General features: G+C 43.2%; 23 protein-coding genes and 1 tRNA gene. 19 read left to right on the forward strand and 5 right to left on the reverse strand.

Features of this window, described 5'->3' with window-relative positions; all coding sequences use genetic code 11:
• Positions 1-15 precede the first annotated feature (15 nt).
• From ABI430_00150 to ychF, 13 genes are all read left to right on the forward strand, one after another.
• Complete coding sequence (locus tag ABI430_00150; GenBank protein MEO8637298.1) at positions 16-645, forward strand: cyclase family protein; 630 nt, start codon at positions 16-18, stop codon at positions 643-645.
• Between the two features lie 471 nt (positions 646-1,116).
• The gene (locus ABI430_00155; protein ID MEO8637299.1) at positions 1,117-2,082 is read left to right on the forward strand and encodes an SIS domain-containing protein; all 966 of its coding nucleotides are present in this window, start codon (positions 1,117-1,119) and stop codon (positions 2,080-2,082) included.
• A gap of 74 nt (positions 2,083-2,156) precedes the next feature.
• Positions 2,157-2,363 (forward strand): hypothetical protein, encoded by a 207-nt coding sequence (locus tag ABI430_00160; protein MEO8637300.1) that lies wholly within the window; start codon positions 2,157-2,159, stop codon positions 2,361-2,363.
• Positions 2,364-2,473: 110 nt separating this feature from the next.
• On the forward strand, positions 2,474-3,055 hold the full coding sequence (locus ABI430_00165) for an NAD(P)H-dependent oxidoreductase (GenBank protein ID MEO8637301.1): 582 nt from the start codon (positions 2,474-2,476) through the stop codon (positions 3,053-3,055).
• Between the two features lie 37 nt (positions 3,056-3,092).
• The gene (locus ABI430_00170) at positions 3,093-3,443 is read left to right on the forward strand and encodes a hypothetical protein (protein ID MEO8637302.1); all 351 of its coding nucleotides are present in this window, start codon (positions 3,093-3,095) and stop codon (positions 3,441-3,443) included.
• Positions 3,444-3,644: 201 nt separating this feature from the next.
• Positions 3,645-3,911 (forward strand): metal-sensitive transcriptional regulator, encoded by a 267-nt coding sequence (locus ABI430_00175; GenBank protein ID MEO8637303.1) that lies wholly within the window; start codon positions 3,645-3,647, stop codon positions 3,909-3,911.
• Between the two features lie 3 nt (positions 3,912-3,914).
• Positions 3,915-6,233 carry a heavy metal translocating P-type ATPase gene (locus ABI430_00180; protein ID MEO8637304.1) on the forward strand — a complete coding sequence of 773 codons (2,319 nt, stop codon included), beginning with the start codon at positions 3,915-3,917 and terminating at the stop codon, positions 6,231-6,233.
• A 511-nt stretch (positions 6,234-6,744) separates the two neighbouring features.
• The gene (locus ABI430_00185) at positions 6,745-6,867 is read left to right on the forward strand and encodes a hypothetical protein (GenBank protein MEO8637305.1); all 123 of its coding nucleotides are present in this window, start codon (positions 6,745-6,747) and stop codon (positions 6,865-6,867) included.
• A gap of 23 nt (positions 6,868-6,890) precedes the next feature.
• Positions 6,891-7,511, forward strand: coding sequence for a DUF305 domain-containing protein (locus tag ABI430_00190; GenBank protein MEO8637306.1), 621 nt, complete (start codon positions 6,891-6,893; stop codon positions 7,509-7,511).
• Positions 7,512-7,529: 18 nt separating this feature from the next.
• On the forward strand, positions 7,530-8,633 hold the full coding sequence (locus ABI430_00195; GenBank protein MEO8637307.1) for a sulfite exporter TauE/SafE family protein: 1,104 nt from the start codon (positions 7,530-7,532) through the stop codon (positions 8,631-8,633).
• A 12-nt stretch (positions 8,634-8,645) separates the two neighbouring features.
• Positions 8,646-9,035 (forward strand): cupredoxin domain-containing protein, encoded by a 390-nt coding sequence (locus ABI430_00200; protein ID MEO8637308.1) that lies wholly within the window; start codon positions 8,646-8,648, stop codon positions 9,033-9,035.
• A gap of 166 nt (positions 9,036-9,201) precedes the next feature.
• On the forward strand, positions 9,202-9,879 hold the full coding sequence (locus ABI430_00205) for a hypothetical protein (protein ID MEO8637309.1): 678 nt from the start codon (positions 9,202-9,204) through the stop codon (positions 9,877-9,879).
• A 98-nt stretch (positions 9,880-9,977) separates the two neighbouring features.
• Positions 9,978-11,162, forward strand: a complete 1,185-nt coding sequence (gene ychF, locus ABI430_00210) for a redox-regulated ATPase YchF (protein MEO8637310.1) — start codon at positions 9,978-9,980, stop codon at positions 11,160-11,162.
• A gap of 194 nt (positions 11,163-11,356) precedes the next feature.
• Here the strand turns inward: ychF and ABI430_00215 are convergent, their stop codons facing one another.
• Entirely contained in the window at positions 11,357-11,554 is a 198-nt protein-coding gene (locus tag ABI430_00215; GenBank protein ID MEO8637311.1) for a hypothetical protein, read from the reverse strand.
• A 313-nt stretch (positions 11,555-11,867) separates the two neighbouring features.
• A complete protein-coding gene (locus ABI430_00220) occupies positions 11,868-12,038 on the reverse strand; it encodes a hypothetical protein (protein MEO8637312.1) in 171 nt (56 codons plus the stop codon).
• Between the two features lie 90 nt (positions 12,039-12,128).
• Between ABI430_00220 and ABI430_00225 the strand changes: the two genes are divergently transcribed.
• The 6 genes from ABI430_00225 to ABI430_00250 all read left to right on the forward strand — a co-directional run bounded on the left by ABI430_00225 (position 12,129) and on the right by ABI430_00250 (position 15,695).
• Positions 12,129-12,386, forward strand: a complete 258-nt coding sequence (locus ABI430_00225; protein ID MEO8637313.1) for a hypothetical protein — start codon at positions 12,129-12,131, stop codon at positions 12,384-12,386.
• Between the two features lie 55 nt (positions 12,387-12,441).
• Positions 12,442-12,801: a hypothetical protein gene (locus ABI430_00230; GenBank protein MEO8637314.1), complete on the forward strand. Its 360-nt coding sequence runs from the start codon at positions 12,442-12,444 to the stop codon at positions 12,799-12,801.
• 101 nt (positions 12,802-12,902) lie between these two features.
• Positions 12,903-13,661 carry a class I SAM-dependent methyltransferase gene (locus ABI430_00235; protein MEO8637315.1) on the forward strand — a complete coding sequence of 253 codons (759 nt, stop codon included), beginning with the start codon at positions 12,903-12,905 and terminating at the stop codon, positions 13,659-13,661.
• 123 nt (positions 13,662-13,784) lie between these two features.
• A complete protein-coding gene (locus tag ABI430_00240) occupies positions 13,785-14,345 on the forward strand; it encodes a Gmad2 immunoglobulin-like domain-containing protein (protein ID MEO8637316.1) in 561 nt (186 codons plus the stop codon).
• 29 nt (positions 14,346-14,374) lie between these two features.
• Positions 14,375-14,446: transfer RNA gene (locus ABI430_00245), tRNA-Arg, on the forward strand.
• Positions 14,447-14,822: 376 nt separating this feature from the next.
• A complete protein-coding gene (locus ABI430_00250; GenBank protein ID MEO8637317.1) occupies positions 14,823-15,695 on the forward strand; it encodes a CAP domain-containing protein in 873 nt (290 codons plus the stop codon).
• 107 nt (positions 15,696-15,802) lie between these two features.
• Here the strand turns inward: ABI430_00250 and ABI430_00255 are convergent, their stop codons facing one another.
• The 3 genes from ABI430_00255 to ABI430_00265 form a co-directional block, all read right to left on the reverse strand.
• Positions 15,803-16,981: an MFS transporter gene (locus tag ABI430_00255; protein ID MEO8637318.1), complete on the reverse strand. Its 1,179-nt coding sequence runs from the start codon at positions 16,979-16,981 to the stop codon at positions 15,803-15,805.
• Positions 16,982-17,155: 174 nt separating this feature from the next.
• Positions 17,156-19,081 carry a ribonuclease J gene (locus ABI430_00260; protein ID MEO8637319.1) on the reverse strand — a complete coding sequence of 642 codons (1,926 nt, stop codon included), beginning with the start codon at positions 19,079-19,081 and terminating at the stop codon, positions 17,156-17,158.
• Positions 19,082-19,215: 134 nt separating this feature from the next.
• Positions 19,216-20,955, reverse strand: coding sequence for an ABC transporter substrate-binding protein (locus tag ABI430_00265; protein MEO8637320.1), 1,740 nt, complete (start codon positions 20,953-20,955; stop codon positions 19,216-19,218).
• Positions 20,956-20,976: the final 21 nt, after the last annotated feature.

Raw genomic sequence — 20,976 nt, forward strand, 5'->3', positions numbered from 1 at the left:
TAACTTTGAATTTCTATGAAAATCATCGATATTTCACTTCCATTGGACAAACACACCCTGATTTACCCCGGGAATGTCGCTCTTACTGTCGAGGCTCATGCGACGATGCCTGGGTCTGCGACGCATCTCTCCAAAATCACAATGGGCTCGCACACCGGCACTCACGTCGACGCTCCGTCGCACGCAATACTGGGTGCAAAGACGCTTGACCAGATTCCGCTTGAAACATTGGTCGGGCCGTGTAAAGTATTGGATTTTACGAGTTCCGCGGGAGCGATTAAAATTCAGGAGCTTAAAAAGAAGGGGGTAAAAGCGGGTGAGCGCATTCTCGCAAAAACACAAAATTCTTTGATTGGTTTCAAAGTTTTCCGCGAAGACTACGTGTATCTTGACGGAGATGCCGCGGATTATCTTGCAGAGCTTGGAATCGCACTTTTCGGCATTGATTATCTTTCGATTAAACAGCGTGGGAGCTCGGACCATCGTCCCCATACGTCGCTTCTTTCAAAAAATATTCCCATTATCGAAGGGCTGAATCTCAAAGATGTCGAAGAAGGGGTGTACGAGCTTTTTTGTCTTCCGCTCAAATTTATCGGGCTCGAAGGAGCTCCGGCTCGCGTGATTCTTTTAGACAAGAAAAATTAATTCTTTCTTTTGCATCGGGCGATAGAAATAAATTTTTTAGCAATCCACCCAATGCTAACTCTACGCTGAAGCGCAGAGTTAGCATGGAGTTAGCGTTGGGTGGCAATTAGAAATTTTTTGATATTTGCGGAAAAACTCCCCCGCCACTTTAAGCACGCTATAGCGTGCTTAAAGTGGCGGGGAAAAAGAGTAGTTTTTAAAAAGAGGAGGAAAGGAAAAAAGAGGAGTAAAAGAGGAGGAAAAGATGCGAAGATGGGCGGCTTATACATGGAGGCTTGTTAGACAATAATTAAGTGTTACCGAAAATCAGCATTTACATCATATTACTTCTCGTGAATTTTGCTCCACGAAAAAGTTCTTCTCTTGCTTTGAGTATTTGGTCATGAAGTATTTTAGGGTTGAGAGTTTCGTGAAATGCCTTCATCTTTGGGAGGTATACGAAAACCAATGGGCGGTATATAATTACGCGTGATGGAAGAAGCTATCCAAAAATTTGCAAAGCAGTTTACGTTTGAGCCGGAAATTGTAAATGCCGAGTCTCTCAAGCTTGCCAGAAAATTTTTGGTATGTGGCTTGGGCGGGTCGCACTTGGCGGTGGGGCTTCTCAAAATGAGAGAGCCCAGCATGGATATTTTTATTCATCGCGACTATGGTCTTCCAGGGCTTCTCGATGCTGACCTAAAGGAGAGGTTCTGCATCGCTTCTTCATATTCCGGCAATACCGAAGAGACTCTTGATTTTGCGGAAAAAGCCTTCGAGAAGGGTCTTCAAATCGCGGTGATAGCGACCGGCGGAAAACTTATCGATTTTGCAAAGAAACATGAGCTTCCGTACATCGTCATTCCCTCTACCGGTATTCAGCCCCGAATGGCCCTGGGATATGCGCTCAAGTCGCTTGTGAAATTGATGGGGCGGGAGGCTTTAAACGATGAGCTCACCTCACTTTCTCGAATTTTAAAGCCAGAAAGCCTTCGAAAGTCTGGAGAGGAGCTCGCTCTGAGCTTTGAAGGAAAAGTGCCAGTTATCTATACGTCCAATTCGAACAAAGAGATTGCTTACAACTGGAAAATAAAATTTAATGAAACAGGAAAAATTCCCGCATTTTTTAATGTGTTTCCCGAGCTCAATCACAACGAGATGACCGGATTCGACGTCATTCCGTCCACAAAAGAGCTCTCGTCGAAATTCCATTTTTTTTTCATCGAAGACGCGTCGGATCATCCGAACATTTTGAAACGCATGAAAATATGTCGAGAACTCTTCGAAAAAAGAGGATTGCCTGTCACTATGATGGTTCTTGCCGGTAGCGCCACTTTTGAGAAGGTCTTCAATTCCTTGACTCTTGCCGACTGGACAGCATATTATACCGCTCTCCATTATGGAGCCGAACCGGAACAAGTACCTATGGTGGAGGAGTTTAAAAAAATGATGCGTTAATACCACACCATCTTGATTTACTAAGGGTGTTTGTCAAGGTGGTGCGGTGTCATAAAATGTTCAAAGATTTCCTGATGAAAAAAATGGTGGAGTCCAAGCTTAAAGACGTTCCCGCTGAAGAGCAGATGAAAATTATGGCGATGCTCAACAAAAATCCGGAGCTTTTTATGAAAGTTGCGAAAGAAATCAAAGAGAAAATGGACAAAGGAGCGGACCAAATGACGGCAAGCATGGAGGTGATGAAAACACACGAACAGGAGCTTCGTAAATTAGTGAACTAGTTGGTAGTCCATAGTTGTTAGTCAATAGTTTATAGAATCGAAAAGAATTAGAAAATTATCTCCTTAATCTTACTAAAGACTAACAACTATAGACTATCAACTTTATACCTATGACAAAAAAAGTCCTCGTCTTTCTTGGTCATCCCAACAACGAGAAAACGCTCTGCGGGTCTTTTGCCGATGCCTATGAGGAGGGTGCTCGAAAAGCCGGGTATGAGGTGAAGCGGATTAATTTGGGCGACCTCAAATTTGACCCGATTTTACACAAGGGCTACAAAGTTATTCAGGAGCTTGAGCCGGACTTAAAAATGGCGCAGGAAGCTTGGAAGTGGGCCGACCATATCGCCCTTTTTTATCCAAACTGGTTTATCACCATGCCCGCGCTCCTCAAAGGTTTTTTTGACCGCGTCTGGCTTCCGGGGTTTGCCTACCATTTTCTTCCTGGCCGATATTCGGGCTGGCAGCGGCTTCTTAAGGGACGGAGCGCGGACGTGATTATCACCATGGACGCGAATCCGTTTATCGAGAGACTTTTGTTTGGCGACTTTAGCAATGAAATAAAGAATGGAATCATGGGCTTCGCCGGCATCTCGCCCGTGCGCGTTACCAAGGTTGGTCCGATGAAAGGCATTAATGATGAGCGCCACAAAATATGGCAGGCCAAAATGAAAAAATTAGGGAGCCGGTGTTAGAAACTGGAGTACGATTTAATTCTATTACACAAAATATATGACTGAAATTTTTCCAGAAGAAAAAAATAAGAACACAGTTGAAGAAGTGGAGAACGGTATCCCAGCAGAGTTTATTAAGAAGGGGGAAGAGGTTAAAGATAAACTCAAAGTCGTAAGGGACGCCGAAGGACCTGTGTTATTTTTTGATTTAAATAAGAAATATATTGATGAGATGAAGGTTCGACTCGGTGGGCTCAATATTTACAAATATTATCTCTACTACATTCTTATTGGGAGCACTCCATCGAATAGACTGTACCCGGTGAAGGAGTGTGATTTTCCGGGAGATGATTCAATAGAAGAATTTATTCGTACCCGATACGAGAGACTTACTGGCAAGATGAACTAAATTATTTTTTCATCTGATTTATGGACCATTCTTACCGCAGGGTCTTTGCCTACTATAGGCAATTTCTTCGAAAATATTGAATGAATTGCATGAGCAAAGCGGGCGTTTTCGAGAATTTTGGAACAAACAGAGAGGGAATTAATTTGAAAGCATGACTTACATGTTGACAGATAATACCCCTAGGGGGTATACTTGTTCTATATGAAAAAAGATATAAAAGAGAGGGCAATGAAACGACTCAAAATAGTTGAAGGTCAGGTCAGGGGATTGCAGACCATGCTCGAAGAAGACGCATATTGTATCGATGTTATAACTCAAACATCCGCGGTCAAGCAGGCTCTTTCCGGCATCGAGGATGCCCTCATGGAGAATCATTTAGGGACATGTGTAGTTCACCAGATGAAAAAGAGCAAGGAAAAAAAGGCTGTAGATGAAATTCTTAAAGTGTATCGCCTCAAGCGCAAATAAATCATGAATGAAGCCAAGACGTACAAAGTAAAAGGAATGCATTGCGCCTCGTGCGCCGGCATTATCGAAAAAACTTTCAGAAAGACGGAAGGTGTTCATTCTGCCGAAGCGAACTACGGCACCGAAGCGGTGAAGGTCGCCTTTGATGAATCGAAGACAAATGCCCATGACCTTTCCCAAAAAATAGAAAAATTAGGGTATTCTCTTGTTTTGGAAGGGGAAGATACTTCGACGATGCCGAGCGCGAGCGAGATGGGAATGCCCCCAAATGAGCATGCCGAACATCTTGGTTTGAATCAGTCCAAGAAGGAAAAACTTGCCGAAGTTACGCGCCAAAAGTTTTTAGTTATTTCAGCCATTCCGATTGCCGTTATCGCCATCTTTGTTATGGGTTGGGATATTCTTTCTCAATATGGGTCTCTCGGAGAAATGGGTCTTACTGTCAGGGAATTTTTTCATCATCTTTTGCCACTCATGGCGACTTACATGCTTTTAGTGGTGGGCAAGCCCTATCTACTTGGCCTCTATCGCTTCTTGCGCTTTGGCAAGGCAAATATGGACACTCTCATCGGTATTGGAACCGTCGTCGCATATTTATACAGTTTCACTGTCACAGCATTTGAGGAAACCCTGCGACCTTTTATAAATGTGGACTATCAATACTATGATGTGACGATTGTTGTTATTACTTTTATTGCGCTTGGTAAATATCTTGAAGCACGCTCAAAAATAAAAACAGGTGACGCTATAGAAAAACTTCTCAATCTTCAGGCAAAGACTGCGCTTGTTGTCCGCGAAGGTAAAGAAGTGGAGATTTCAGTAAACGAGGTGAAGCATGGAGATTTGATTATCATTAAGCCCGGTGCAAAAATTCCGGTTGATGGAGTTATTATCGAAGGAGGATCTTTCGTTGATGAGTCAATGGTTACCGGCGAACCGATGCCTGCGCAAAAAAAGATTGGAGAAAGTGTTGTGGCAGGAACAATAAACACAAGTGGGTCATTCACGTTCAAAGCCACGAAAGTTGGCTCCGAGACACTGCTCGCGCAAATTATTAAAATGGTTGAGGATGCGCAGGGAAGCAAAGCGCCGATTCAAGCCTTGGCGGACAAGATTTCATCCGTGTTTGTGCCAATCGTGCTCGTCATTGCGTTTCTGACCCTCGGCACATGGCTTATTGTCGGTTCCCAATATCTTGGATTTTCTCAAGCCCTATCATTTGGTCTCGTTTCATTTGTGGGCATTTTGGTTATTGCTTGCCCATGTGCTCTTGGATTGGCCACTCCGACAGCGATTATCGTAGGAGTTGGTAAAGGTGCCAAAGAAGGAATTCTTATCAAAGATGCCGCGACTCTAGAAAAACTCCACAAAGTTGATACAGTCATTGTAGATAAGACAGGGACGATTACGATTGGAAAACCGACACTGGTTGATATACAAAATTTATCAGATCAAAAAAACGAAGAACTTGTATCGATTCTTGCATCGCTTGAAAAAAAGTCAGAACACCCGATTGCGCATGCGATTGTAAATTACGCGAAAGAAAAAAATATCCCTATCCGTGATGTCTCGAATTTTGAAAGTCTCCCAGGTAAAGGAATTAAAGGGACAATTGAGGGCACGGAATATTATGTCGGGAATGCGAAACTGGTAAGTGATCTCAAGATTTCCTTTGAACCTACAAAATTAAATGAATTTACTTCACAAGGTAAAACACCAGTCATTCTTGCGACAAAAGATAAAGTGCTCGGTTTTGTTACGGTCGCTGATGAGATAAAAACAGAGTCAGTCGAGGCGGTAAAAAATCTTCACGCACTTGGAATCAAGGTGGTCATGCTCACTGGAGATGATGAGAAGGCTGCGAAGTATATGGGGTCACTTGTTGGAATCGATGACGTGATTGCCCACGTCTTGCCACAAGACAAATTAGCAAAGATAAAGGAACTTCAGTCGCAGGGACATGTAGTCGCAATGGCAGGTGATGGCGTGAATGATGCTCCGGCACTGGCGCAGGCCGATGTAGGTATTGCTATGGGGACGGGGACTGATGTAGCGATAGAATCGGCAGGCATCGCTTTGCTCGGTGGAGATATTTCAAAGCTCGCCAAAGCAATCAAACTCTCAAAGATTACCATGCGTGGCATCAAGCAGAATCTCTTTTGGGCGTTCTTCTACAACATTGTCGGAATTCCGCTTGCCGCTGGAGTTTTCTACCCCATCTTTGGCTGGCTCTTGAACCCAGTTTTTGCTGGTTTTGCGATGGCGATGTCCTCCGTATCTGTAGTTTCGAACTCACTAAGAATTAAGGCTAAAAAACTATAATGAAAAAATACCTCTCATTATTGCTTCTCGCCGGTGTCCTCATGGTGGGGGTTTTTGGCTTTAATTCGATGAGCCATGAATTGAATCATACTTCCGGATGTATTGCATCGGCGGTTAATAATACTCTGTGTTCCAAAAATATAACAGCAATGCCAATTCATCATATTCAGGCATATATTTCATTTTTCAGCGTAACTCGTCCAGTGTCGTTCGCATTATTCTTTTTACTTCTGGTTACTCTGCTTTTGAGTACAGGGGTTTTCAATACAAAACAGCATGATCATACTTCCGCCGGTCTGTCTTTGTGGCGGGTCCTGCATGATCCTGAACGTTCGATCGCTCGTTCTCGTAAAATTACTCGCTGGCTTTCCCTACTTGAAAATAGTCCATCATTGCATAGGATTTCTTTTATTACCTCAAATCTCATAAATCTATGCAAACAAAAAAATCTAAAAATAATAAAAACTATAAATTCACTGATCCATCTTTGGCCATTGATCTTGTCTGCGGAATGGAGCTGGATGCGAATAATATCAAAGCGTCAGCAGATTACAAAAGTAAAACATACTACTTTTGCGCCATCCACTGTAAAAATCACTTTACAGCCGATTCTGTGAAGTATGTTGGGGAATAAATTATAAAAATAACCAAAACAATATGAACAACAATCAAAACAACAAAATGCTATTCGGAATCGGGGGAATTGTGTTAGGACTTCTTCTTGCTACAGTCTTCACGCCCATTATGAGGTACGAAGGAATGATGTTCCGAGGAAACACGAATTATTCTCCAAGAACAGTTAGTATCAGTTCGATAGACCAGCACTTCATTGAGCAGATGATACCGCACCATGAAGGGGCCATTGCTATGGCGAATCTCGCGCTTTTAAAAGCAACACATCCAGAGTTAAAAACACTTTCAAAGGCGATACTTACAGCGCAGACAGCAGAAAATCAGGAAATGCGTTCTTGGTACAAGGACTGGTTTGGAACAAACGTGTCGGAGCAGGGCACTACATTTTCCGGTGGAATGATGTCAGGAAGCGGTATGCATATGGGAAGTACTCAGGATATTGACGCGTTAAAAAATGCACCCGATTTTGACAAAGAATTTATCGAGCAAATGATTCCTCATCACCAGATGGCAATTATGATGGCTCGTATGCTTGAATACGGAACAGAGCGTCCAGAAATGCTACAGCTCGCAAAGAATATCCAGAGTTCTCAGTCACAGGAAATCCAGCAAATGCAGACGTGGTATCGAGAGTGGTATAAGTAATATAAACCAAGAATAAACATGACTGCTCAAACACAAAAATATACCTTTCATGTGCATGGTATGCACTGCAATGCATGTATTTTGATGACCGAAAGCGAACTAGCCGATATGCCGAACATCACTCACGTTAAATCGAGCCTTAAAAATAACTCAGTAGAAGTAATCGGGGATTTTGGAAATAAAACACCTAAACAAATCGCTGAAGAATTGACTATCCCCCTCAAGTCACACGGCTATACAGTTTCAGTTGAAAAACAAATCAAGGAAAAGAAATGGTCGGACTTTAAAATTGCAGTACCTATTGCGCTCGGATTCGCCGTCTTGTTTGTTGTTTTGCAAAAGATCGGTATCGTTAGTTGGGTGGGTGGGGGGAATGTCACCTACGGCACGGCGTTCGTGATTGGTATCATCGCGTCACTTTCAACCTGCATGGCGGTGGTCGGTGGCCTTCTACTCTCGATGTCCGCCACGTTTGCAAAAGAGCCCATTCGGTCTCTTGATGGCCATCAGGGTCAGCGAGGTGAAAAGATAAAACCTCAACTCATGTTCCATGGCGGACGCATTGTAGCATTCTTCATTCTCGGCGGAGTTATTGGTGCGCTCGGTGCGGTATTTACTCTTAGTACTTCAGCAACTTTTACCCTGAGCTTGATCATCGGAATTGTCATGCTTATTCTCGGAATTAATCTCCTCGATGTATTTCCATGGGCAAAGAAACTTCAGCCGTCGATGCCTAAATTTATCGCAAAGCATGCTCACGGAGTCTCAAAGTTGAGTCACACCCGCCCGAACGGCCGAGGATTCTCGGTCGGGCGGGCCCTTACGCCTCTACTTGTCGGTATAGCGACCTTCTTCTTGCCATGCGGGTTCACGCAGTCCATGCAACTCTATACCCTCACGACTGGGAGTTTCTTAAAAGGTGGCTTCACCATGCTCGCTTTCGCCTTGGGGACTTTGCCAGTTCTTGCATTGATTAGCGTCAGTTCATTCAGCATTAAAAAAAGTTCAAAAGCGGGAGTTTTTTTCAAGTCCGCTGGACTCATTGTGATTCTGTTTGCGTTATTTAATCTGATTAACAGCTTTGTAGTGATAGGGCTTCTTCCGCCGATTTTTAATTTTTAGTTACATTATTCTATGAAACCACTACTCATTTCACTCGTGCTTTCAGGTGCTATTATTGGAGGTTCTTTTTGGGTAACCAGTGGAAGTTCTCGGCCATCTCGCGCTATTCCCGAAAATAATGTAAGCATTGTTGATGGCAAGCAGATTATAGAAATATGGGCTAAAGGGGGATATCAGCCGAGAAAAAGTACTGCCAAGGCGGGCATCCCGACGATTTTGAGATTTAACACGAATGGCACATTTGACTGTTCATCGTCAGTTCGCATTCCAAGCATGAATGTAAGTAAATCGCTTCCACAATCAGGAAGCACGGATATTGATATTGGGTTAGGCATACTCGGAACTCTCCAAGGAAGCTGTGGAATGGGGATGTACCCATTTGAAGTTGAGTTTCAAAGTTAACGCATGAATAGTGAGATTGGTGGCGAAGTAAATTATCGGAATAGAGTGAATACACCTAGACATATCGACACGAAACTCATTCTATTTTCCTTCAATATAACCATTTCATCTTGCTAAACCAGATTTCTTTATAATAATCTATCTCCTGCTTTATTGAATCTAAATTATGAATAAAAAACTTTTATTTAAAATTTTAAGAATATCTATGGGGGTAATTCTCGGTATCATTCTTTTAATTATGGGAGGTATTTATTTTCTAGGGAAAAATATTTGTGATAACGAATTTATCGGATCCTATAAATCTCCTAATGGAATGCATGAGGCAGTATATACAGAAAAGCGTTGTGGCGCTATTAGTGAAGATGTTGGATATATTACGTTGGACGAAAAAGAAATAGTTCGGGCAAGACTTGGAGATCTTAAGACCCGATGGATAGACAATAAGACTCTCTACGTAGAATATTCTGGTATTAAAGTTTCAAAATTGATTGAAGAATACAACGGGATACATATTAACTTTCAACACAGAGCCTATACTGTTGCAGGTATGTGGGTTAATTCGAATGGGGCCGAACTTATCTTGGATGAAAATGGACAATTTAATGCCCGCCTCCTACCACGAGAAATTTTTTGGCGGGCAGATCAATCAGGAAAACTTAACGGAAAAGGTACTTGGATGATTGGCGAAAGAAAGTCATATCAAACTGTAGAACTCTACTTCCATGAAGTATCTGGGCAGCCTGCAAGCCTCGGTATTCCCATATATATTTCTGAAGACGGAGATTATCTTTATCAATGGGCTGGTGAGGAAGGGGAAAAAATATATAAGCTAGAGAGAAAATGAGGTAAGGAAATTAAGGGGTTTTATTAAAAATGTGAATTATAATATTTGAAATCACTGAATTTTGAGACTAAATAAAATCAATATGTTAAGCTTTCAAAATGTCATTAAGTATAGGAATCGTGGGACTCCCAAACGTCGGTAAGTCGACTCTGTTCAACGCGCTGACGCGGAAGAGCGTTCTTGTTGCCAATTATCCTTTTGCGACCATCGACCCTTCGGTGGGCGTTGTTGCTGTTCCGGATGAGAGGTTGTGGAAACTTTCGGAATTTAGCAAATCGGCAAAGACGATTCCTGCCGTACTTGAGTTCGTGGATATTGCCGGATTGGTGAAAGGAGCGTCGGATGGAGAGGGGCTCGGCAATCAATTCCTTTCCAATATTAGAGAGACTGATGCGATTGCGGAGGTAGTGCGGATTTTTGATGATGAAAATATTATCCACGTGGATGGGAAAATTAATCCACTAAAGGACATTGAAGTTGTAAATCTCGAACTCATTCTCGCCGACCTTCAGACGGTTAGCAAAAGAAGCGGAAGTCTGGGCAAGGATGTGAAGGCGGGGAAGAAAGAGGCGATTATCGAGGGGAAACTTATCGAGAAATTGATTGCCATGCTCGAGGCTGGCAAGCTGGCTTCGGAAGTTACAGTGGACGAATTTGAAAAACCGTTTTTAAAGTCTCTCCATCTTTTGACCGCTAAGCCGTTTCTCTATGTTTTGAATAAAAAAGCCGGAGGTACTAACTTGGATGAGAGGCATAATGCAAATCCACAAATGAATGCGAATGCCACGAATGGGGGAAAAGACACGAGATGGGAGGAGCTTATGGATTTTTTTAATAAAACGGGAGCAAAATATGTAATAGTTGATGCGGGAATTGAGCATGAACTCAAGGATATTGAAGACAAAGACAAAAAAGAACTTCGGGAAGGACTTGGCTCAAAAGATGACGGCATTGATAATTTAATTAAAAAAGGCTACGAACTTTTGAATCTCATCACCTATTTCACGACTGGCGAGGACGAGACGCGAGCGTGGACCATAAAGCGGGGTTGGACAGCACCCGAGGCAGGTACTGCAATTCACGGCGATTTCAAAGATAAATTTATTCGCGCCGAGGTTATTGAATGGGACAAGCTTCTCGAAGCCGGTTCCTCGCCCGAACGTACCGAGGACGGTAGTTCGGTACGGGCGGGATATGCATCAGCCCGAGAAAAAGGACTGGTCCGAACGGAAGGTAAGGAATATGTGGTCAAAGACGGGGATGTGATTGAATTTAAAATATAATCTCGTAAGAGATTATATTTTAAATTCAATCACCCTGAGATTCGCCAACAAAGCGAATCGAACGGGTAGGTAGAGTTTAAAATTTAGCAAAATTTTAAATCCGAGATCCCGAGCCTCGCGAGGGATAGGTAGAGTTTAAAATTTAGGAAAAATGCTTCGCCGGGCTAGAGCGAAGCATTTGGGGAAATCGAGTCCTATTTTTTCAAGGCTTTTTTCAGAGCTGCTTCAGCATTTGACGAAAGTTTCTGTGGATCGAGACCGATTTCACGCAGTTCTTCATCCACTTGCTCGATTGGCTTTTCGAGTGAAACATCGGCATCATACGTTGCAACTCTTGGAAAAAGTTCGTAAGGATCACGACCATCCCAATTGGACGGATTAGTAGCTTTCATCTGCTGATATGGTAGCAAAGATGAGACCACTTGTCAAGTTCGGAAGAAGGCGGTGTTTGTGTCAACGTGGCAGGTTGACACATCTTTCTTCTGCCATGTCAAAGCTCGCGAGCTGAAAAATTTCTCGCTTTTCTTAGTGACGCTAAAACAAAGATTGAGTACACCCATGTAAAGAAAAAGGCCCCGTAAGGACGGGCCTTACAGGAGCTTTTTCGTGGTGATAGCTATATAATACAAGAGTTAGTGGTAAATGCAAGTGTGTCGATTGCAATGCTAAATATAAAAAAAAACCAGATTGCTCTGGTTCGTGAGACTACTCCAAAATATCGGGAAGGGTTCGATGTTGCTTAAAGTTGAAGCGAACGTCCTTCGGTTCAGGAGTGTCAGGGCGCGAGCTGATTTCGGGAATCTCTCCCTGTGATGGCTCCGAGGTCTGTTGCTCCGGTTCAGGCTCTGTGGGCTTGAATTCGTCTGGTGTGCTCATAGGTTTGTTTCTGTGCCTTTTATTATTATACCACATAACACGACACTAGTAATGTACAAAATAGAACCTATTCTGTGCTATATTTAATGCATGGATAGCTTGATTCACGCTGACATTTTCTTTTTTATTACCACCATCGCAGTAATCCTTCTTACCCTAGGTTTAATTGTCGCGCTTGTGTATGCTATTCGAATTTTGAAAAGTGTCGACCATATTTCAACCAAGGTCAAAGAAGAGAGCGACAGAGTGATTGAAGACTTGGGTGAGCTTCGAAGCAATGTGAAAGATAACGGATGGAAGCTCGGACATATTATGCGTTTTTTTAGAAAAGTATTTAAGAAGAAGTAAAATTAAAAGTTAACACAAATCAACGAAGGGATTCGTGGATTAGTATCATATTAATATGACAAAAAAACATGAAAGTGGAATGGGTGCGGGAAAAAAAATATTGATGGGAGCAGGCATTGCGACATTGGCCGCTGCCGCTGCGGGAGCATATCTTTTGTATGGTTCTGATGCAAGAAAGAAAAAACGAAAGGAAATAAAGGCCTGGATGCAGAGCGCGAAGGCGGATGTGATGAAAAAGATGGAAAGCGTAAAAGAGATGAACGAGGAAATTTACAACACTATCGTGAACGAAGTCGTAGCGAAATACAAGGCGCTCAAAGAAGTTGACACAACTGAAATGGAGGAGCTCTCAAAACATTTTCGCGACCAGTGGAAGCATATTAAGAAAGCTCTCGAGACGAAGCCTAAGAAATAACATATAACTGAATGACCGATAACTGAATAACGGACGACGCGCAGAATATTTTCTGGTTATTCAGTCATTCTGTTATTCGTCATAAGGTTATAAGTACTATCATGGACACTTCTTGGGGAAAAGTGGGTGATTGGTATCACGATTTGTTGCAGAGAGAAGGTACATACCAGAGTGATGTTATCTTGCCGAACATTCTTCGGCTTCTCGATATCAAAGAGGGCACTGTTTTGCTAGACCTTGCCTGCGGTGAAGGATTTTTTGCTCGCGAGTTTGCTAAGAAGAAAGCCAAAGTAATCGGTGTTGATATTGCGCCCGAACTTATTCAAATCGCTAAGAAGAATTCACCGAGTTCTATAGAATTTTTCGCAAGGTCTGCAGATGACCTTTCACCGCTCTCGGATGGCTCGGTAGATACAATCACGATTATTTTGGCAATTCAAAATATTGAAAATGCGCAGGGCGTTTTTGACGAGTGCGGAAGGGTGTTAAAAAAGGGCGGCAAAATTTTTCTTGTTTTGAACCACCCCGCTTTCCGGATTCCCAAAAAATCGAGCTGGGGGTATGAAGAAGAGGTGAAAGTGCAATATCGGAGAGTGGATGCTTATCTGTCGGAAGTGAAAGCGCAGATGGACATGGAGCCCGGCAAAAAAAACGGCAAAAAGACAGTCTCATTTCATCGCCCTTTACAAACCTATTTCAAATTATTGACGAAAGCCGGATTTGTCGTCTCCCGGCTTGAAGAATGGACGGGGAATGCGAAGAGCGAGCCCGGGGCGCGAATGGAAGCCGAGAACCGCGCGCGAAAAGAATTTCCCCTTTTTATGATGATTGAAGGAGTTAAATTAGGAGCTAATTTATAAGCACGAAATTCGAAGCTCGAAATTCGAAAAAAATCTAAATAAAAAAACGAATCATTTTCCCTATACATTTTGAATTTAGTTATTTTTCGAATTTCGGATTTCGTGCTTCGAATTTACTTAGATATGTCAAAAAGAACCAAAATTATATTGATTGTGATCCTCATCCTCGTAATCGGAGGTGTTTTCATCTACAAAAACAACTCCAAAGTCGTTTTTCGTAGCTTTGAAGAGTGCGCAAAAGCCGGAAATATTATTCTCGAGAGCTACCCCCGCATGTGCCGGGGAAGCGACGGCACGTTGTTCGTCGAGAAAGTGACTCCGATTCCGACGCCCATGGGGGACAAATCAAATCTGATTCGTGTAAGCAATCCAAAAGTGGACGAAATTATTTCAAGCCCGTTTCTTATAGAAGGAGAGGCGAGAGGGAATTGGTTTTTTGAAGGTAGTTTTAGCGGAGAGCTTCTGGATGAGGGCGGTAAACGTATTTCGACTTTTATAGCGGAAGCGCAAGGCGAATGGATGACCACGGAATTTGTGCCATTCAAGTCTACTTTAGAATTTAAGAATCCGTGGACGCAAAAGGGCACTCTCATCTTCCACAAAGACAATCCATCGGACAAAAGGGAATTGGATGACGAGCTTCGAGTTCCAGTAAAATTTGCCACAACTTCTACCTCTCATTAAATTTTTCAACTGCAGATTTACAATCTCAAGCTCCCATAGTTTAATGGATCGAATGCGAGCCTCCGAAGTTCGCGATCCAGGTTCGATTCCTGGTGGGAGCATAAATTTTACGCAGTAAATTTATGCTCCCAAGCAAGGTAACTACTTACCTTGCGTCCAGGAATCGAAGCCCGATTGAGCATTTTTTGGAATTTCTGAATGAACAAAAAATCCAATCGGGGTACTGAAGCTGTAAGCTTCGATTCCTGGTGGGAGCATAAATTTTACGCAGTAAATTTATGCTCCCAAGCAAGGTAACTACTTACCTTGCGTCCAGGAATCGAAGCCCGATTGAGCATTTTTTGGAATTTCTGAATGAACAAAAAATCCAATCGGGGTACTGAAGCTGTAAGCTTCGATTCCTGGTGGAGCCAAGCTACTTTGCTTGCGTCCAGGAATCGAAAGAATTGAATATGTCCCTATGTTATACTAAATATAATGAAGAAAGCTATAAAGAAAAAAAAGATTATCTACATCTCTGTCGCAATTGTTGCTGTCGTCATTTTATTTTTCCCCATTGGCGAGTCGTTTCTGGGGACGAGAGTGAGCAATGTCGAGAAAATAACGGGGGATTTTTTGGACTCTATCATTCCGGAGAAGATTGCCAACCCCGCTCCTTTGAAATTTTTTGGGGGGTCATTTGATTCCAAACTTTCGAGGGACGGCGTTCTTTTATACACCAACAATGAAAGAGTGGCTGGCGGAATTTTACCGCTTAAAATCAATACTAAACTCAATAGTGCCGCAGAGAAAAAACTTGACGAAATGTTTGCCGAGCAGTTTTTCGCTCACATTTCACCGGAGGGAATCGGCGCGCCGGAGTTGGCGAAAAGCGCCGGCTATGACTATATTGCAATCGGAGAGAATCTCGCCCTCGGGAATTTCGCTAACGATAGCGCGCTTGTGGCGGCATGGATGGCAAGCCCCGGGCACAGAGCAAATATCCTCACAAAACGCTTTGAGGACATAGGCATTGCGGTCAGAAAAGGCACATTCGAGGGAAAAACTGCCTGGCTTGCCGTGCAGACTTTCGGAGTTCCGGCTTCTTCTTGCATATCCATCGATACGAGCCTAAAGCGGAAAATTGAAGATAATAAGGCCCGTCTTACTGTTCTTGAGCAAGATTTGGAAGCGAAAAAAAATGCGCTCGATGTCTCCGAGCCAAAATCGGGAAAAGAGTATAACGCAAAAGTTACGGGGTACAATGCCGTCGTGAATGAATACAATACGCTAGTGAAAAACACGCAGACCCTTATTGCATCCTACAATGCCGAAGTCAGGGAATATAATAAATGCGCGGAAGGAGTCTGAAGAAGGTTGCAGGTGTAAGGTGTTAGGTGTAAGTCAATGAAGAAAAATCTCAAAATTTCTTACTATTTCTTACACCTAACACCTAAAAGCTAACACCTCGGCTCCGATTATCTTGTGTCTTTCATCGTAAGTGAAAATCGAAGACCATACAGCATTAGGATTCCTAAAAAAATGAAAAGGAATTTAATGTCAAAAAAAGCCAGAACTATTGTTGCGAGAATGGGACTTCCAAGATAAGCAATCGGGCGCATAGTTCTAAAGAAGCTCAAGGTATTCAAAGATGTGTCTGGCACTTTCTTGAAGAAATATATTTCGCTCATGACCTCTACCATGGCGGCGCCGATTCTAGTTCCAAGAAGAAGGCAAGTCCAAAGCAGAAAATTGTGCCCGGGAATAAAAATGATAAGAGTGGTTGATATGGCCATGATGATAAATCCGATAGTGAGCATTTCCTTTTCCCCAAACCGAGTGTCTGCAAGTCTTCCCAAAGGCCAGTCAAGAATGGGAAAAGCTAGGAGCATAATGGCAAACATGAGACTGATTTCGCTCCACGTAAAACCCACATTTTCGTAAAGATAGAGAGGAGTGTAAATCACCATCCACGCGTAAAAAAATTGAAGCAAAAAATTCATGAGAAATACGTCAAGCACATTTTTGTTTTTCCACACTTCGGCCGAAGTTCTAAGTAAGGAGGAAGTATGATACTGCGGGTCCTTGAATTTGCGAAACTGGCTTCCGAGAAGCCCAATAACGGGCAGTGCTAAAATAGCACTCGCAAGATATATTTTGGAATAATTGCCTGCGGCTAGTATGAAGCTCGCAAAAAGAGCGGAGATAACCCACGCGCTATTTGTGAAGGTAAGAAAGGTCCCTCTTACTTTTCCCGTTGAACGGACTGGGGAGAATTCTTCGAGAAAAATATCGATATTGAAGCTTACGAGCGAGATGATGACGAAATTTATAATGAAAGCGCCTTCGACAATATAGGGGTTATGACTCGTGGCAAGAATAACCAGCGAAATTGCCCCGACGACTGCGAGCGTAGTTGCTGTTTTGTAGTTTCCGAACTTCGAGAGTACTCTCGGAATCATTGAGAATGAGACGATTGTTAACAGCGAAGAGAGAGCATACAGAAGTCCCACATAGCGCTCGGTGACAAAGCCCGAGAGAAATGTCGAATTTATGTACGCGGGAAGAGCGATGTGGAGTGAAAAGAAAAAACCGATAAGATAGAGGGAGAAGAGGTTTCCGTTCAAGTTTTTTCTTAAAGAAAAGCGGAAAGACATAAATTTGGACTTTAAAAAGCACGAAATCCGAAATTCGAAACTAGAAAAATATCTAAATTAGAAATTTTAAGCATGCTTTGATTCTACGTTTATTCTTTTTAAATGTTTTGGATTTTTTCGGATTTCGTGCTTCGGATTTCGGATTTCATTTTTGGTAATTAGAAATTTTCAGGGTTATATTCCTAGAAGTACCGGTATCACAATCGGTCGTTTGGCTGTCTTTTGAAAAAGATACTTTGAAACCTCATCCGTGACATTTCCTTTTACGTAGTCGAAATTGATCGGGTTCATCCCTTTTGTCGACTGCTCAATCGTGTCTCTTATGATAAAGCGGGTCTGGCGCAGAAGTTCTTGGGATTCCCGAAGATAAACGAATCCGCGAGAAATCAGGTCCGGGGATTTGCGAAGTTTTCCCGTTGAAACATCAATCGTGGCGACGATCACGAACATTCCGTCCTGTGCAAGCATCTGCCGGTCTCGTATGACAACTTCTTGAATATCGCCAATCGCAAATCCGTCCACCATAACTATGCCTGAAGGCGCCTTTTCGGGCAGTCTCACCAATTTTTCGCCCTTATCGCGAATTTCCACAATCGTTCCATTGTCCGGCACAACGATATTCTCCTCTTTCATTCCGAGATTCATCGCGAGCTCGGCGTGGAGCCGAAGCATGTAATGGTTGCCGTGGATCGGCATAAAGAATTTTGGCTTTATTTTTTTGTGGAGCCATTCAATTTCTCCACGATTGCCGTGTCCTGTGGAATGGATGAATACGTCTGATGTTCTGTAGTGGATTATTTTCGCACCCTGTCTCGCGATGTTGTCTTTGAGCTTCTGAACTGTTTTCTCGTTGCCCGGAATGATGGAAGAAGAAAGAAGAACGGTGTCTCTTTTGTTGAAACGGATGTGCTTGTGGCCTTGGGTAGACATTCGCATCAAAGCCGCAAATTCTTCTCCCTGAGCGCCGGTGGCAAGCACGATAATCCTGTCCGGAGGATAGTTCTCGATATTTTCGGAGGATATGAGGGTGTCTTTTTTTGCGTGGAGGATGCCGGCCTGGGTCGCAATCTCGATGTTGGTCTTCATGCTTCGGCCTTCCACTACGATTTTTTTATTGTAACGCTCCGCTATCTCGATGATTTTAATCATTCGCTCGAGTTGAGAAGCGAAGGTGCCGATAATGAGGCGTCCTTTTATATTTTTTATGATTTCTTCGAGATTTTTGTGAACCAATTTTTCGGGCGTTGAAAATCCCGGATTCTCGATATTCGTGGAGTCGGTCATGAATAAAAGCGTTTTTTCTTTTTCAAAGATTTTGTATTCTTCCTCTTCTTGGTCGGTCGGCACTCCGTTTACGTGATCCAGTTTGAAATCGCCCGGGTTCACGATAGAGCCGTATGGAGTTTCAATAATGATACCCATTGAGTCGGGAATCGTGTGGGTTACTGCAAAGAATCGGACGAGCATGCCTCCTATACGCACCCGATCTTCTTTCTCCACGATCTGAATGTTTAGGGGTGGCAAGTGCGGGAATTCTTGCTGTCTCTTTTGAATCATGATGGCGGTCAGGTTGCGGGTGTAGAGGGGGGGATTGCCGATTCTGTCCATGATGTAGGGGATGCCTCCGACGTGGTCGAGGTGTCCGTGAGTGATGACAAGAGCGCGGATTTTATGCTTCCGCTCTTCCAGATATCTCGTATTGGGGAGAATGTAGTCAATTCCCGGCGTCGCCTCTTCTTTAAATTGGAAGCCGGCGTCTAGGATGATGATGTCGTCTTTGTACTCGACGATTGTCATGTTTTTTCCCACTTCTTCCACTCCGCCTAAGGGAATGATGCGTATGACGTCGTTACCTATTGGGGGAATGAGGTCATCCGCCTTGGGCCGAATCAGAGGTCTTGTACGGTGAAATCTTTTGTCCGCCGACATTCGGGACTTTTTTGGGGCATGCGTTTCCGAATGCGAGCCGAACAGCGGGTTTCTTTTGGGAGGACCCGCGGGATGCGGGCGTCTTACCCCTCTTCCACGTTGAGCTCCTTCCGCGAATCCTCCTCTCCTAGCCTCTCCTGGTCTTTCGTTTCGTTGAATATTTTTTTCCATATAGTTAGTAAAATTCGAAATCCGAAAAAACAAAGTCAAAAAAAAAGTAAAGTTTTGAATTTAGAATTTCTCGTTTTTTTCGAATTTCGTGTTTCGTGCTTGCTTTGTTATTAATTAGTAGTTTTTTAGTGATTTTATCGAGCGAAAACTTTCCACACTTTATCTTCATTTATATACCATTCGTACACGTTCACAAATCTCTCCTCCGGCCTTACGATTTCCTTCATCTTGAAATTTTTTACCCTTTTGGGAAGGATGTAAATATATTCGGGCGAATACAGAAACAATGCGGGGAGGTCCTTGCTGATTTCCTGTTGCACGACGTTGAGTTCAGCGAGTCTCCCAGTGCGGTCCAAAGTGGTGCGAGCCTCGGAGAGAGCCTTGTCGACTTTGCTGTTCGCGTAAAGAGCGATATTCAACCCAGGGTCGTTTCTCTCTGCCGAATGCCAGAAAGGATAAAGGTCCAAATCCCTCCCGACGATTTCTCCGAAAAGAAGCGCCTCATATTTTCTCGGTCTCAAAATGGTCTGATTGAAATCTCCCTGGTCAAAGACCTTGACGGTCACCTCTACGCCAATTTTTCTCCATTGCTCCTTGACCAGTTCTGCGGTTTGCGCAAGTTCGGGAGTGTTTGCGGTGGATATGCTGAACGCAAGTGGGGTGGAAGCTCCATCTTTGTCCTTCTTTTCTAAAATACCGCTTGCGTTTTTACTCCACCCCGCGATGGTGAGAATTTTATTCGCTTTTTCAGTTCTCGACTCAATATCATCTTTCGTCTGGGGCAAAATTTGAGAATCCGGAATAAGTCCCGGGGGAATAGGTCCCTCTATGGCGTCTCCAAATCCATGAAGTACTTTCGCTACGATTTCATCTCTATCAAGCGCAAGGTTGAGCGCCTCCCGAACTTTGATGTCCGCTAAAATTTCCGACTGATTCTGGTTGAAAAAAATTCCGAATACGCGGGGCAGGGGAGATTTGTGAATCTCCGCGTCTTTTGACACTATGAGCGAGGCATTCTCGCCGGAGATGGCATTTGCGGTATCGATTTCTCCTCTTTTGTAAGCTACCAGGAGATCGGCTTCTGTCGTGTAAAATTTGAGAATGATATTTTTTATTAGGGGTTCTCCGAGCGCATACTTGTCGAATGCTTCCAGTTTGTAATAAAGGGGAATACCTTCTTCATTTCTTTTCAGACTTTTCACTTTGTAGGGCCCAGAACCCACCGGCTCGGTATTAAACTGGCTGAAAGTAAACTGGTCTAGGTCGGCGTTTTTCCAGATATGTTCCGGCAAGATTCCCAACGTCATATTTTCAAGAAACGGGGTGTAGGGATTTTTCAAAGTGAATTTGATTGTTTTTTTGTCCACTTTTTCTATGGTGACGCCTTCCCATTTCACCCTCTCGGCGCTTTTTAAGGCCGGGTCAACTGCTTTTTTAATGGTGAACTCGATGTCATCCGTCGTCACCGGCTTCCCGTCATGGAAAAAGATATTGTCTTTGAGCACAAAGGTATACGTAAGTCCATTTTCTGAAATCGTATATTCTTTTGCCAGGTCGTTTATAAGCGTGCCATCGGGAGCGGCTTTCAAAAGGCCGGAGTAAATCAAGGCTCCCATGTCTTCACCTGCATTTGTATACGAGAGAAGGGGATTCACAAGACGGGGAAAACCCACTACCCCTTCGACGAGCGTGCCTCCTCTTGCGGGAACAGTAACAACGAAATTTTCATTTACCTGCCAAAGAAGGGCAAGCGCGCTTAACGTAAGGGTGATTGAGGCAAGCGCGAAAATGACCTTCTCGGTAATTGAGAAAGACTTTAGTATTGTCTTGCTTAGAGATAGTGAATTTGATTCGGATTCGATTGGAGGAGGCATTGAAGATAGTTATAAAGTGTA

Source organism: Candidatus Taylorbacteria bacterium, assembly GCA_039934295.1.
Taxonomy (GTDB): Bacteria; Patescibacteriota; Minisyncoccia; order Phycocordibacterales; family HO2-43-120; genus HO2-43-120.